At 37.7% G+C, this 14,050-nt stretch carries 11 protein-coding genes; 2 read left to right on the forward strand and 9 right to left on the reverse strand.

Annotated features, from left to right (window positions below; all coding sequences use genetic code 11):
* Positions 1 to 8: 8 nt before the first annotated feature.
* Complete coding sequence (aqpZ, locus tag PAND9192_RS12705) at positions 9 to 713, reverse strand: aquaporin Z (protein ID WP_200817823.1); 705 nt, start codon at positions 711 to 713, stop codon at positions 9 to 11.
* A 481-nt stretch (positions 714 to 1,194) separates the two neighbouring features.
* Positions 1,195 to 2,079: a LysR family transcriptional regulator gene (locus PAND9192_RS12710; protein WP_087854113.1), complete on the reverse strand. Its 885-nt coding sequence runs from the start codon at positions 2,077 to 2,079 to the stop codon at positions 1,195 to 1,197.
* Positions 2,080 to 2,250: 171 nt separating this feature from the next.
* Here PAND9192_RS12710 and PAND9192_RS12715 point away from each other — a divergent pair, with 171 nt between their 5' ends.
* Positions 2,251 to 2,937, forward strand: coding sequence for a cation efflux transmembrane domain-containing protein (locus tag PAND9192_RS12715; protein WP_061000514.1), 687 nt, complete (start codon positions 2,251 to 2,253; stop codon positions 2,935 to 2,937).
* Positions 2,938 to 3,005: 68 nt separating this feature from the next.
* On the opposite strand, the gene PAND9192_RS12720 is transcribed toward PAND9192_RS12715, so the two are convergent.
* The 7 genes from PAND9192_RS12720 to PAND9192_RS12750 form a co-directional block, all read right to left on the reverse strand.
* Entirely contained in the window at positions 3,006 to 3,485 is a 480-nt protein-coding gene (locus PAND9192_RS12720; RefSeq protein WP_061000512.1) for a LabA-like NYN domain-containing protein, read from the reverse strand.
* 101 nt (positions 3,486 to 3,586) lie between these two features.
* On the reverse strand, positions 3,587 to 5,710 hold the full coding sequence (locus PAND9192_RS12725; RefSeq protein WP_087854114.1) for a type I secretion system permease/ATPase: 2,124 nt from the start codon (positions 5,708 to 5,710) through the stop codon (positions 3,587 to 3,589).
* Positions 5,707 to 7,641 (reverse strand): bifunctional diguanylate cyclase/phosphodiesterase, encoded by a 1,935-nt coding sequence (locus tag PAND9192_RS12730; RefSeq protein ID WP_087854115.1) that lies wholly within the window; start codon positions 7,639 to 7,641, stop codon positions 5,707 to 5,709. The genes PAND9192_RS12725 and PAND9192_RS12730 overlap by 4 nt, the downstream gene beginning before the upstream one ends.
* Positions 7,642 to 7,654: 13 nt before the next feature.
* The gene (locus PAND9192_RS12735) at positions 7,655 to 8,305 is read right to left on the reverse strand and encodes a transglutaminase-like cysteine peptidase (RefSeq protein WP_370738391.1); all 651 of its coding nucleotides are present in this window, start codon (positions 8,303 to 8,305) and stop codon (positions 7,655 to 7,657) included.
* A 15-nt stretch (positions 8,306 to 8,320) separates the two neighbouring features.
* Entirely contained in the window at positions 8,321 to 8,911 is a 591-nt protein-coding gene (locus PAND9192_RS12740) for an OmpA family protein (RefSeq protein ID WP_087854116.1), read from the reverse strand.
* A gap of 11 nt (positions 8,912 to 8,922) precedes the next feature.
* Complete coding sequence (locus tag PAND9192_RS12745) at positions 8,923 to 10,233, reverse strand: TolC family outer membrane protein (protein WP_087854117.1); 1,311 nt, start codon at positions 10,231 to 10,233, stop codon at positions 8,923 to 8,925.
* 4 nt (positions 10,234 to 10,237) lie between these two features.
* Positions 10,238 to 11,632 carry an HlyD family type I secretion periplasmic adaptor subunit gene (locus PAND9192_RS12750; RefSeq protein ID WP_087854118.1) on the reverse strand — a complete coding sequence of 465 codons (1,395 nt, stop codon included), beginning with the start codon at positions 11,630 to 11,632 and terminating at the stop codon, positions 10,238 to 10,240.
* Between the two features lie 431 nt (positions 11,633 to 12,063).
* On the opposite strand from PAND9192_RS12750, the gene PAND9192_RS20705 reads away from it, so the two are divergent.
* Positions 12,064 to 14,050, forward strand: a 1,987-nt coding sequence (locus tag PAND9192_RS20705) for a retention module-containing protein (protein WP_159458243.1), incomplete at its 3' end; no start/stop codon positions are given.

Here is a 14,050-nt window from a genome sequence, read left to right on the forward strand (position 1 = left end):
AATCGTTATTAGCTTACTGAACGATATTCATTATCTGGACATAACCAACGGTAAACAACACCCGCAAGCACTGCGCCAATAAGCGGTGCTACCCAGAACATCCACAATTGTGATGTAGCCCAATCGCCAACAAATAATGCAGGACCTGTACTACGTGCAGGGTTAACTGATGTATTGGTTACTGGAATACTGATTAAGTGAATTAGCGTTAACGCCAGACCAATTGCAAGACCCGCCATTTGTGGTGAAGAAAGCTTATGTGTCGCACCTAGAATTACGAATAAGAACATGAATGTCATTACAACTTCAGTAACAAATGAAGACAGTAGTGAGTAATGACCTGGAGAGTGAGCACCGTAACCATTAGACGCAAAGCCATTCGCTAAATCAAAGCCAGCATGGCCACTTGCGATAATATAAAGTACACCTGCACCTGCAATACCGCCAAGTACTTGTGATGCAATGTAAGGAATAACATCTCCAGTAGGGAAACGACCACCTGCCCATAAACCAACAGTAACTGCTGGGTTTAAATGACAACCTGAGATATGGCCAATAGCATATGCCATTGTAACGACGGTTAAACCAAATGCTAGTGCAACACCTAAAAAGCCAATACCCAAATTTGGGTATGCTGCTGCTAATACAGCACTACCACAGCCACCTAAAACTAACCAACCGGTACCGATAAACTCAGCAACTAATTTTCTCATCATAAAGATTATTTCCTTTTAAATTGCGATTCAGGTTGCGCGAAAAGTTTTAATAACGAATTAATAGAACTTTCTGATTTCCCTTTATATAAGGTTAAATACTTAGAGCAAATTTAGCTCTGAATAGATTATTATTTTGATGAATATGTTATTATTACAAATATCATCAATAGAATTAATGGTAAGCACCCCTGATTTATGGCGCACATACTGAATTAAAAACGCTGTGCAAGCTAGCCTCTAGGTAAAACTTTAACCATAAATTATAATTATAAAGAATAATTTATTATCATAGATTGTAAGCATTATCTGAATGTTTACTTATAGATGAGAATAAGTTTAGCAATAAATGTCCGTTTGTCAGATCTATTTACGATTAATTTATGTTTTATTATTAAAAAGTGATTACTTTATAAATTCACATTAGTGTTAAATTTATGCAAGATTTAACGCGCCAATTACATTGTCTATCTCATTGATATTAATCACTTTCATCAAGTAAATAAGTTTCTAATTGTTCAGAAAGCCATTTTACAACAGTGCCACGGCGCGCTTCATTTTCAACAACTTCACCATACGATTGCCAATTCATTGCTCGATTATATTTAATGACTTTAAGCGTGCCTTCTCGTAAATGTTGTTTAATTAAAATTGCGGGTAGTGATGACCAACCAGTTTGATCGAGTACTGCGTCTCGCAAGTGTTCATAAAAAGATAACGCGATATATTTCCCCGCTTTTGGGGTCACAATACGTAAGCTCTCCTCATCAAAATAAGCCACCGCAATCTCAGTGTAGCGCTCGAGATCAGCATCATTAACTTTTCGTAGTTGACTTAGAGGGTGATCTTTATGGGCAACAGACATCATACGTATCTGTCCTAAATCTGTCTGTTGTAATCGAGAAAAATGATAAGTATCAGGTAATAGACCATAAGCTACATCTACTAGATTTTGCGCTACCATTTCTTCTAGCTCTTGGGTTGGAGCGCTATAAATAGAAACACTTGTTTGAGGGAACTGGATTCGAATTTGACGTAATAATTGACGCCATAGTGATTCTGGTAATGAATCATCACGTGCGATACGAATACTGGCCTCAACGCCTACATTATATTGTTCACAGCGAGTATCAATATCTCTCGCAATTAAAATGATACGCTCGAAATCATTAACTGTTGCTTCGCCTATAACGGTAGGGGTAATACGGTTACCACTGCGGTTTAAAAGCTCAACGCCTAAATGATCTTCTAATGCACTTAATGATGCACTGACTGTAGTACGACTTTTTCCATGACGACGGGCAGCTTCAGCAATTGAGCCTGTTTTTATAGTCGATAGAAACATTTCAATTTGAGCTATTTTCATTGATGAGACCAATAGATTAAATATGAGAATAAAAAAAAAGCGTAATAATACTTTTAAGCGACGATAAAATCGACGCTCAGTGATTATAGTATTAATAGAAGAGGTTGTATCATCTCATTAGATTCATAATTAAACAAAAAAACGACGAAAAATTTGTCGATTGAGGCCTATATGTCTAGTTCAATGCAACAAGAGCGCGGTTTACTCCTGTTGTCTACCGTGTCATCGTTTACTTTTGCTATTTTGGGGATTGTACTTGGATCACTAGTGGGTTCTTTAGTGATTATTTTTGATGGTGCATATTCTTTAGTGAGTTTGGCATTAACGATGTTATCTCTAGGTGCCGCGCATTATCTTCATAAACCTGAAATAAATAAAGATAGTTCGCAAGTAGCAATGATAGCACCAGCTGTTATTGCGATTAAAGGCTCAGTGATTGCTTTAATGTGTATTTGGTCATTTTATTCCGCTGTTGAAGCCATTTTAGCGGGTGGGCGTGATATTAATGCAGGTGTTGCTTTAGCCTTTGGTATGATTAGTGTTGTTGGTTGTTATGGTACTTATCGTTATATCAAAGCCAAAAGTAAAAATATCTCATCAGCATTAGCTGACGCCGAAGCTAAGCAGTGGGTAATGGATACTGTTATCAGTGCCTCTGTATTAATGGGCTTTGTTGTTGCAAAAATTTTGATGATGACCCAATATGCACATTTGGCTGTTTATGCAGATCCTACAATGGTGATTCTAGCGTCTATTTATTTCATTATTGTTCCTGTAAAAATGGTACGCCAAGCAGCAGGTGAACTGATGGATATTTATAGTCATGGCGGTCTTGTTCACGCTCAGAATATAAAATAAACATCAAGTTATATGAGAAGGCCAACAATATATTGTTGGCCTTTTTAGTAATACCACTGCTCAAGAAACTAACGTCCAAGCAGTAAAGTATTTTCAATCTCACGATAATATTTTGCAGTATTCATTAATGAGGTCGCGGTTAATCCCGGAACGCCATAGACTTCAACAACGGTATTATATTTGGTTTGTACTTTATCAACTAATAAATCAAAATCACCGTCGCCAGATAATAAAATAATCCGATCAACATCTGCCGCATGCTCTAATACATCAATCGTAATACCGACATCCCAGTCACCCTTTGCAGAGCCATCACTACGTTGAATAAAAGGTTTTAATTTAACCTCAAAGCCAATCCCGCGTAGGATATTTTGAAATTGTCGCTGTTTTTCATCGCCTTTATGAATAGCATAGGCATAAGCCGCAATAATTTTACGTCCTTGCGATACTTCTGCCCAAAAAGCATTGTAATCAAAATTACAGTGGTACTTTTCTTTGACGGTATAATAGATGTTTTGGACATCGACAAAAATAGCAACTTTTTCCACGAGAATCCTAAATAATTAACTTGCCAGTTTGTTATGGTGGACAAACTGGCGATGTATTACAACTATTATTAGTTAAATAATAATGACTGCTATCACAACCATTATTTATTTGTTGATGGTTGATTAATATTACCGTTTCGTAATGTTTGTAATACCTGATCTTTAGGTCCATCAGCAACAATATGACCATGTTCCATAACAATCAATCGATCAACCACATCAAGCATTCCAGTTTTATGGGTGATTAAAATTAGTGTTTCTTCGTTGGTCATTTTATGGAGTTGCTGCTTTATATACATTTCTGAGCGGTTATCCATGCTACTGGTTGGCTCATCCATAATTACAACCGGTGGCTGAGTGAGAAAGGCGCGTGCAATAGCGATTGCTTGGCGTTGACCGCCAGAGAGTGCATGTCCACCTTCTCCGATTTGTTTTTCTAAACCAGCCGCATCATGTTGAGTAAATGCAGTCACACCTGCACGTTCAGCCGCTTGTAAAATTTCTTTATCAGTCGCTAAGGGACGACCAAGTATAATATTATCTCTAATAGAGCCAAAAAAGAGAGTGATATCTTGCGGTACACAGCCGATATTACGACGAATATCGATATGGTGCAGTTGATTGATATCTGTATCATCAATACGAACTGAGCCTTGTTGTGGCTGATATAGACCCATTAAAATGCGTTCAACACTGGTCTTACCGGAACCAATACGACCAATAATAGCCACTTTTTCACCAGGATTAATGGTAAAGCTAACATTCTTTAATGCAGCTTGTGTTGCATTGGGGTAAGAAAAGGTAACATTATCAAACTCTATTTTGCCACGAATAATCGGACGATGAATATAACGTTTGGCGTCTTCTTGCTCGAGAGGCATTGCCATTAATTGTTCAATAATGGTCATTGCTGATTTAGCTTGGTTGTAACGTGTTGATAGCAAAGCAAGTTGCACCATTGGTCCAACGGCACGACCACTTAACATCGTTGAGGCTATTAATCCCCCCATGGTTAAATCACCATTCGCAATTAAATAGACTCCAACAACGATCATCGCAACTGAGACAAATTGCTGTAAAAATCCGGCAGTGTTTTGAACTGAATCTGTTAAACGACGCGATTTTAGTCCCCAATTTGAAATATGGGTAACAGCTTCTTCCCAACGATATTGGAACTGACTTTGAGCACCAAACATTTTGATAGTTTCTAACCCAGATAAACTTTCAATTAAGTTGGCATGTTTTTGAGATGCTAAACGAGAGCCTTCTTCAATGGTGCGGCGTAGTGGCCGTTGAATAAGGTAGCTATAAATTACTAAAATTAATACTGCAATTAGTGGTACTAAAGCTAAAGGACCAGCCATTACATAGATAATAAATAGGAAAAGTAATGCAAATGGTAAATCAATTAATGATGAAACCGTGGCTGATGTGAAAAATTCACGAATAGATTCAAACTCTTGTAAATGGCGAGCAAAGGCACCAACAGAAGCGGGCTTAGCTTCCATTCGAATCCCCATTACTTTGCTGTATATCTTTGCTGAAATAAGAAGGTCTGATTTTTTACCGGCTAAATCAATAAAATAACTACGTAATATTTTTAAAACAAAATCAAAAATAAAAATAATAGTAATGCCGATAGCCAATACCCATAGTGAATCAAATGCAAGATTAGGAACAATCTTATCGTAGACTAAACGGGTAAATAATGGCGCAGCAATCGCAAACATGTTAATTAAAATTGAAGCAATAAAGACATCACGGTAAATACTGCGCGATTCCCATAACGTGCTCCAGAACCAATGACCATCGCGGTTTTTTAATATTTCAGGAGAACGTTCATCATAACGAAAACGTTTTTTGATTAGGAATAAATGACCCGTATATTGTGCATTTAATTCATCAATATTGATCCATTGTTCAGAGCTATCAGTTTGCGGCAGTACAACTTCTGCTTGACCTTTTTCTTTATCAAGACTGAGTACTACGCAGGCATCACCACCTTTTAGAATCGCAATCACAGGAAATAATAACGGCGATAATTTCGTTAATGCTAACTGTGTTTGTTTGGCTTGAAGACCCGCTTTTTCTGCTGCTCGAGGCAATAAATAAGGTGTCAGTAATCCATCTGTAAGTGGCAGATCGGCAATCAATGCATCGGGTGAATTTGCTTGACCGTAAAAGCGACTAATATAAGTTAATGATTGTAGTAATGGATCTTTCATTTCATTTCTCCATTAACTAACTCTTCAGTAACATAACCTTGGAAACCTTGAACTTTTAATAACGTTAGTTTTTGTTTTTGTTCAACAGTTTCTACGCGAGATGCAATCGTCATTACAGCAAGATTATTAGCACTGCGCGTTATTGATTCTAAAACATCCATTTTGACTTGATCATCTAATTGTGAGGTGTAAGCAAAATCAAGCTTCACATAGTGAGGCCGTAATTGATTGAGATACCCAGTTGAACTGAAATTATGACCATAATTATCGATACCAAATTGAAATCCATTTTGACGTATGATTTCGCACAATAAACGGGTGTTATCGATATTTTTAATAAAACAAATTTCTGGCAATTCAAATAAAACATGTTGTTTCATTTGTGGGCATGATTGCAGTTTATTGTTCAGCCAACGGATAAAGCCCGTATCATTAATACTACTTTGAGTAATATTTATTGCTACAGGAACCGATTTGGTTTGTTTTGTGAACTTATTAAAAATAGTATCAATAATATAGCGATCAAATTTGGCGCCATCATTGAGTTTTTCTAAAGCAGATAAAAATTGACCGGCATTAAATTTTTGTTGGCCTTTTTTAATGTATGCAAACATTTCTTTATGAATAATTGCATTGTTAGCATCAATGGCTTTTTGAAAAGTGAAATGAATTAAATTATTCGCAATTGCTTCATCGACTAATGCATTCCATTGTTGTTTACCTATCGCGGGTATTGTTTTATTGGCACTGACTTCTAATAAAGCCAATGGTTCTTTTATTTGTTGGCGCGCTTTATTTAAGGCATTGTCAGCATGTGCAAGTAGTGCTGTTATTGTTAATGTTTCTGAACACATAACAATGCCAGCTGCAGCTTGTAGGGGAGCAATACCGAGTGGATCAAGATTTAATTCTGATGTCATAGATAGCATGACACGGGCTGTATCAGTAAGATCTTCTTCAGAGACATTTGGTGCAATAAGCATAAATTCAGATTGGTTTAAACGTGCGATAGTAATGTCATCAGCAGAAAGTTCTTTTAAGCGTTCTGCCAATTTTAACACTAAAGGATCACCTAATTCATAACCTGCTTGTTGGTAACTATCTTCAATCGCATCAGACTTCAATAGAATGATGCCACCCGTAGGTTTATTGGTTAACCATGAGTTTAGTTTAGTCATTAAATAACTACGGTTAGCTAACCCTGATACAGGATCTTGATAAGCACGAACTCGTAATGTATCTGCTTCTTGAGCCTGTTGTTCAAAGTGCTGCTGTAATTGAATATTCATAGAGTTAAAAGCAGTAACTACATCAACTAACTCGCGAGTATGTGGTGTTGGTAACGGTGCTGTAAAGTGGTTACTAGCCATTTCTTTAGCACTTTTTTGAATTTGTTTTAAAGGCTTTAGCACTTTATTGAGTACAAGTGATAACACAATTGCACCTAATAATAGGCAAGCAATAAAACCAAGAATAAGCTGAACCGTCGCTTGCCATAATTGAATATATGCAGATGCAGGGCTACTTATTACTGTAAGCTCCGCAAGTTGTAGCCAGCCATTAGTTAATGTTCTAGTTTGAGTAATAGCATCAATATGAACAACGGATTTAAACCAATTAGGTACATTTTTTATTATTTGTGGATATTGACGAATGATTTCTTTGTTTGAATCTAATAAGGTCAATTTCACTTTACTGTAATAACCCGAATCAAAAGTCGCATTAATGACCGATTCGGTAGCAATAAAATCGTTGGTTTTTAGATACGGAGATAATGCAAACCCAACTGAGCTGACAACATTATTGAGCTCTGTTGATTGTTGTTCAATTAAATAGTTTTTAGTGGTATTAAATTGAATCGCAAATACAGTACTAGTTAGTAAAAATAATACCACTAGCATCCACAGTAGCAGTTGTCGGTAAAGAGTCATTGTAATTTACTCATTAAAAAATGTTTCGTGGTTGGTTGAGTTTTATATATTGCGAACGATGACGTAGATCATTCCACAGGCTTAGGCGAGAAGCATTACCTGCTACTTGGCCTTGACCTTTCTGCTTTGCAAGCCATAATTTACTACCATTGAAGCTGTAGATTGGTAATAAATCGTTACGTTCAGTTGCTGGTGAAATAGTCCCTTTAAGATTATCTAAAATTACAGGAACGGCTGACGGCGTTGGATAATAGGCGACGACCATGTGGAATTGATTAAGCTCAAGGGCTTTTACGTATACTAACCTGAGCTTATTATCATCAATGCCAAGTTCAAGTAGAGCTTGATATTTAGCTATACTAAAATCCTCACAATCCCCAGCACCAACACCAACAAATTCGTAAGGTGTTGCCCAATAATCCTCTTGTCCCCATAGCTTTTTATCGCTAATAAAAACGAACTGGTTAAAAAAATCATTAACAGCATTGAGTTTTTGTTGAGTCGTCAGGTGTTGTGAATTTTTGATGAGTGCGCGCCATGCGATTGCTCGTGCACCTGCGCGCTCACCATAAAATTGCGTGATTTTATCGATATTCTGCTTACTCGCAGCATATGCATTTAGTGTAATTAAACAACACAGTAGCCAAAAAATTATTTTCTTCAACGGATAATTATCTGTTTAGTTTTTACGGACGGTATATACGGTCCATTCTTTCACAACATTACCTTGATAACCAATAACTTGTGCAATAACTCGACGGCTTAGTGTATTTGTTTGTTCGATATCATTTGCTTTAACAGGATCGCTATCGCCAAAGCCTACGGTTTTTATTCTAGAGGCTGCAACACCATCATTGATTAATGCCTGACGAATGGCGATTGCGCGGCGTTGTGATAAGGCAACATTATAATTAGCATTACCAACCGGACTTGCATAGCCTTTAAGTTCAATGTGTGTTTTAGGGTATTTTGTTAAGAATACACTCATTTGTTTAATATTTTGCATGTAACTTTTTGTTACTACTGAAGAGTCATTAGCAAATAGGACATGAATCTTATTTTCTTCAGAGCTATCAACATAAGTAGGGCAACCATCATTATCAACAACGGCATCAATCGGTGTTTTAGGGCAACGATCTCGTTGGTTAATAACGCCATCACTGTCGTTATCAAACAGATTTTTAGTTTGTTTGGCTACAGGTGGTTGAGGCACTGAAAGAGAGCAACCAAAGAGTGTTAGAGCGAGTAAACCTGTAATGATATATTTCATATTATGTTCCTTTATTTAACCGACTGTGCCCAAGATTGAGGTATTTCAACCCGCATTTCACTGAGGATAAGTCCTGTGGCATTTAGCACACGATATTTAGCTAAAATGCCATCATATTCAGCGGTTAAATAAGCTTTACGTGCTTCAAATAATTCATTTTCAGTGTTTAACACATCTAATAAAGAGCGTTGACCAATTTTGAATTGTTTCTCATACGCAATAACAGTACGCGCTGAAGCATCAACATGTTCTTGTAAGAATAATTTTTGCTTTTTCGATAACGTTAATGCACTCCAAGAAAGGCGAGTTCCTTCTTCTAGCATGCGATGAGCGCGATCACGAATATCTTTAGATTTATTAATTTGGTAAGCCGCTCGACGTGATTTTGCAACATCACTACCACCGTTAAACAGGTTATAGCGCATTTTTAGCATTGCTTTAAGCTCATCAGTATTACCCGCTGAGCCATTGAGATCTTCTCCCCATTCTTGTGAGGCTTCAATACTAAAAGAAGGGTAGAAGGTACCTTTGGCTTGCTTGTATTGATATTCGGCAGCATGTATATCATTGGATGCGATATAAACTACGGGGTTATTTTTTTCAGCTTTAGCAAGTGCATCATCTAGCGAAGTTGCAAGATAATTAGTGTCTACTTCTGGTTTTACAAGATCGGTTGGGTAAGCACCAACAATACGTACAAATGCGGTGATCTTATCTTGAAGATTGCTTTCTGCAGCTAATAAATTGGTATTAGAACTGGCTAAACGGCCATCAACTTGTGCTAAATCCGCTGTAGAGCCAATCCCAGCATCAGCACGTTTTTTAATGTCAACGTACATTTTTTGATGTACTTTAAGGTTAGATTGAGACAGGGTTAGTACATCCTGCGCGTGAAGCACATCAAGGTAGGCTTCGGTAGCTTTTAATGCTTTATCTTGTGCATCAGATAATAGCTGATAGCGTTGCGCTTCTGTTTCTGACTTATTACGTTGAATATCGTTATAGGTAATAGACCCATCCCAAATCAACTGTCGAATATTAATTTTTGCAGTTTGAGGACGATACTGACCTGAAGGACTTTTAGCTTTATAGTCATCATGTCCGATGCCTGCTTCTAGATCGACTGAAGGTAAATAGTCACCTTGAGCGGCATTAATCAACTGATGCTTACTTTGAAACTCATTATAAGCACTTTTGATATCTGGATTGGTTGATAATGTTTCGGCAATAGCTTGCTCTAGAGATTGCGCTATTACAGGTGTAGCCAAACATTGAAGGCCAATCAATAACGTGATTTTTTTTAAAACATGTTTTTTGGTCATTATTTTATTCTCTTAACGCCGTTTGACGCGCTCTGAGGACAGGTTTCAATAGATAATCCAATACAGAACGTTTGCCTGTAATAATATCTGCTGATGCTGTCATTCCAGGAATGATAGGTAATGCTTCGCCATTAGGACCTTTAAGACTACTTGCATCGGTACGAATCTTTACTTGATAGAAACTATTGCCTTCTTTATCTTGGATCGTATCAGCACTGATTGTTTCTAATGTGCCTTTTAGTCCCCCATAATTAGTAAAATCATAGGCGCTAAATTTTATAATTGTTGGTAATCCAGGCCGCAAAAAACCGATATCTTGAGGGGCAATTTTAGCCTCAATCAATAGCGTGTCTTCTGTAGGGACAATTTCAACTAATGGCATACCTGGCTGTATAACACCGCCTACGGTATTAACATAAATAGTTTGGACTGTGCCATTAACCGGAGATACTACCGTCGTACGTTTCACTCGATCTTTTAAGCCTACTTGCGTTTCTGTCATACTGGATAATTTATCGCTGGTCTCATTCAGTTTAGCTTGAATTTCTGAACGGAATTGCAAAGCAATATCAATATATTTAAACCCTGCTTCTTGAATTGCTGCTTGAGTCACTGGAATTTGAAGTTTAGCTGAGTTTAAATCCCGTTTAGTGTCATTAAGTGCACGTTGTAACTTCAGTAACTCAATTCGAGGTACGACACCTTCTTCTGCTAACGGCTTGGTTATATTGTATTCTTTTAATGCGATGTTATAACTGCTACGAATATTTTTTACTCGTGATTGAGTTTCTGTTAGCTCTCTTTCTTTTTGTGATGCTTGTTGTGAGGCAACAGAAAGTTGATTTTCTAAATTGTTCAATTTACCCGTAAATTGGTTTAGTTGACGATGGACTAACTGTGGATGTTGTTTTTGAAACTCAGCCGTAAATGTCGGTGGTAGGCTTTTGACATTAACACTTTTACGCCATTCTTTATTGTTTGGGGTTCTATTTACAGTCACGCTAGTAAGTAATGCATTAAGACGCAATGAATCTGCTTGGGTTGATGCCAGACTTTGGTTTTTCTCTTTAAAGTCAGATTTAAATTGAGTGTCATCAATAAGCAACAGTGTCTGCCCCTTTTTTACTTGCTGACCTTCTTTCACTAAAACCTGCTTTACAATTCCGCCTTCAAGGTTTTGTACGACTTGTAACTGAGATGATGGAATCACTTTTCCTGAACCAGTAGTGACTTTATCGAGTTTTGCAAAATAAGCCCAAATAAATGCGATAAAGAAAAATAGCACCATTACCCATAAAATGATTCTGGCACTTTTGGGAGTGTTAAGCAGTAATGCTGCTGATTTATCATCAATAAAATCGAGATCATCGGTTGATATCGAGGTGGTATTTTTACTCATATAAAAACCTATGTATCGAGAAATAACGGTCTACAGAAATGTTAGCATTAATGTTAAAAAAGCAATGTTTTTAGTTGCAATAATTGGCTTGGTTCCTTGCCGTATAATATATTATTACCGCCAATACAATTGACAATAAAGGATATTATTTTCCCTTTTAGTTATGACTTTGATAAATAATTCTAATCTAACATATTAGTCGACCTTATATGTTACATTGTTGTTTGTTTATAATTAAGACTAATGATAAGCTCCTGAGGTATTGACGTAAAGGTGTTTTTAATCTTTATGTATACAATAAGTCTATGATTGATTGAGTGATCTGAATAATTAGCGATAGTTTATGGATTGAAATCTATACAGTTGTGACGGTGTTAACTTATTCAGTTTGGCTATTATGCTATCGAGGAATTTAAAGGTTGGGCAATTTCATGGTTAATAATGATAATAAGAAAGTTGAAGATTTTAAGCTTGTTGATGGTGAAAGTTTTATTCTTCAGCCAAATCAAAAGCCTATACCTGTAGTAGATACGCATAGTTTACAGAGTAATGAAGTTATCGTTACTAATCGTGATGCTAAATTTATTTTTATAAAAGATGGCGTAGAGCAAGTGGTTAATTTCCCTTGCCCTAGTTGTTCAATATTAACCCCTGCAGGGATCGAAACGATTGAACTCGATAACAGTCTTTCTTTTAATGGCGATGCTAAAGCCGATACATCTTTTTCTGCTGATGATATTGAATCACTTCAAAATGCAATCTTAGCTGGACAAGACCCAACAACATTATTTGAAGCCCCTGCAGCTGGTAATGCAACTGCAGCTGGTAATGTGGGGTTAAATGGCTCCTCTGCAACGGCAAGTTTTATCACTATCAATTATGATAATGATGCCGTGTTAGCAGAAGCAGGTTTTGATACTGCTTATAACCCTCAGCGAGCATCTCAAGTAATTGATCCTAATGTGATTATTGCGGCAGATGGTGGCGAGTCAGGTTCAATGATTGTTGTTGAAGGTGATCTAATACCTCAACATGGCGAACAGGGTTACTCTGTTGAAACATCAGCATCAATTATTGTTGACGCAGCAACGTTGTCTCTAGAAAGCAGCACTTTTGTTTTTGATCCTCTCTCAATTAATGCATTACTGTCTGAATTAAATAGTGACATATCTTCTGGAGGCGAAGCAGTTAGCTTTGTTTACGATACTCAGACAAATACAATTATAGGTACTCTAAATGATAAGACAGTAATGTCTATAACCCTTGAGGCATCGTCAACCAATGGTCGTGATGTTACTGTAAATGTTACTACTACAATTAATCAGCCCATTGATCATGTTGCAGGGAATAATAGCGGCTTAGTCTCTCATAACGGTGATAGCATCACGATTGATGTTGCTATTCAAGGGGCTGATTCAAATGGTAATCCACTTGATAAACCAATTAATGTCGATATTACTATTGAAGATGGTGCCAATCCAGAGTTTGGTGCCGACAGTGGCACCACGATTAATGAAACCACTCAAAATGGTCAAGTTATTAGCGGCGAAGTGCCGCTGGATGTCGGCTCAGATGCGATCCATCAGCTTGATTTCAACGCTGAACAACCGGATTTAGCCAACCTAACCAGTAATGGTGCCGCGACCACATTTGCAGTTAATGGCAACGTATTAACTGTGGTGGATAGCGATAATAAGCCAGTGATGGTCGTAACGATTGCGAAAGATGGCTCATACACGGTTGAAATTACAGGCCCCATTGATCAAAACGATGCTGACATTGCCAACATTAACCTTGGTGTGACGGCAACGGATAATGATGGCGATACCGCTAACGGTCAGGTAGTGATCACCATTACTGATGGCGCGAATGCTGGCGGTAATGAGCACGGTGAGATCACCATTACTGAAGGTGATTTAACCCCTCAGGCTGGAGAGCAAGGCTACCCTGTATCGGGCAACACCACGATTGTGATTGAGGCTGGCGCTGATCGTCTCAATCCTGAGACTGTGGTTATCGATTCAGCTCAATTAACCAAATTAATTGATGAATTATCATCAGAGTTAACTACGGGTGATAATCAAGCGATCAGCTTTAGCTATGACAGCACCACCGGACAATTAGTCGGTGTGACCGCTGACGGCGAGCAAGTGGTAACAGTCTCATTGGATGCAGTCCAAGCGGCGAACGGTCACGATATCGACGTCACAGTAACGATTGTTCAAGACAAACCGTTAAACCATACCGACAGTGGTGTCGATGGTTTGGTTGATAGTGTTAACGATAAAATTACCATTGATGTGCCGATCCAGGTGCAAGACACCGATGGTGATTGGCTACAAAAGCCTGCCAATGTTGATATCACCATTGTTGATGGTGCCAACCCAGAATTTGGCACTGACAGTGGCACCACCATTA

The organism is Photobacterium andalusiense (assembly GCF_900185625.1).
Classification (GTDB): domain Bacteria; phylum Pseudomonadota; class Gammaproteobacteria; order Enterobacterales; family Vibrionaceae; genus Photobacterium; species Photobacterium aquimaris.

Excerpts from the sequence above, each read along its gene's own strand:
- PAND9192_RS12710 (WP_087854113.1), bottom strand. The coding sequence starts at position 2,079 with ATGAAAATAGCTCAAATTGAAATGTTTCTATCGACTATAAAAACAGGC.
- aqpZ (WP_200817823.1), bottom strand. The coding sequence starts at position 713 with ATGAGAAAATTAGTTGCTGAGTTTATCGGTACCGGTTGGTTAGTTTTA.
- PAND9192_RS12740 (WP_087854116.1), bottom strand. The coding sequence starts at position 8,911 with ATGAAATATATCATTACAGGTTTACTCGCTCTAACACTCTTTGGTTGC.
- PAND9192_RS12715 (WP_061000514.1), top strand. The coding sequence starts at position 2,251 with ATGTCTAGTTCAATGCAACAAGAGCGCGGTTTACTCCTGTTGTCTACC.
- PAND9192_RS12730 (WP_087854115.1), bottom strand. The coding sequence starts at position 7,641 with ATGACTCTTTACCGACAACTGCTACTGTGGATGCTAGTGGTATTATTT.
- PAND9192_RS12745 (WP_087854117.1), bottom strand. The coding sequence starts at position 10,233 with ATGACCAAAAAACATGTTTTAAAAAAAATCACGTTATTGATTGGCCTT.
- PAND9192_RS12725 (WP_087854114.1), bottom strand. The coding sequence starts at position 5,710 with ATGAAAGATCCATTACTACAATCATTAACTTATATTAGTCGCTTTTAC.
- PAND9192_RS12750 (WP_087854118.1), bottom strand. The coding sequence starts at position 11,632 with ATGAGTAAAAATACCACCTCGATATCAACCGATGATCTCGATTTTATT.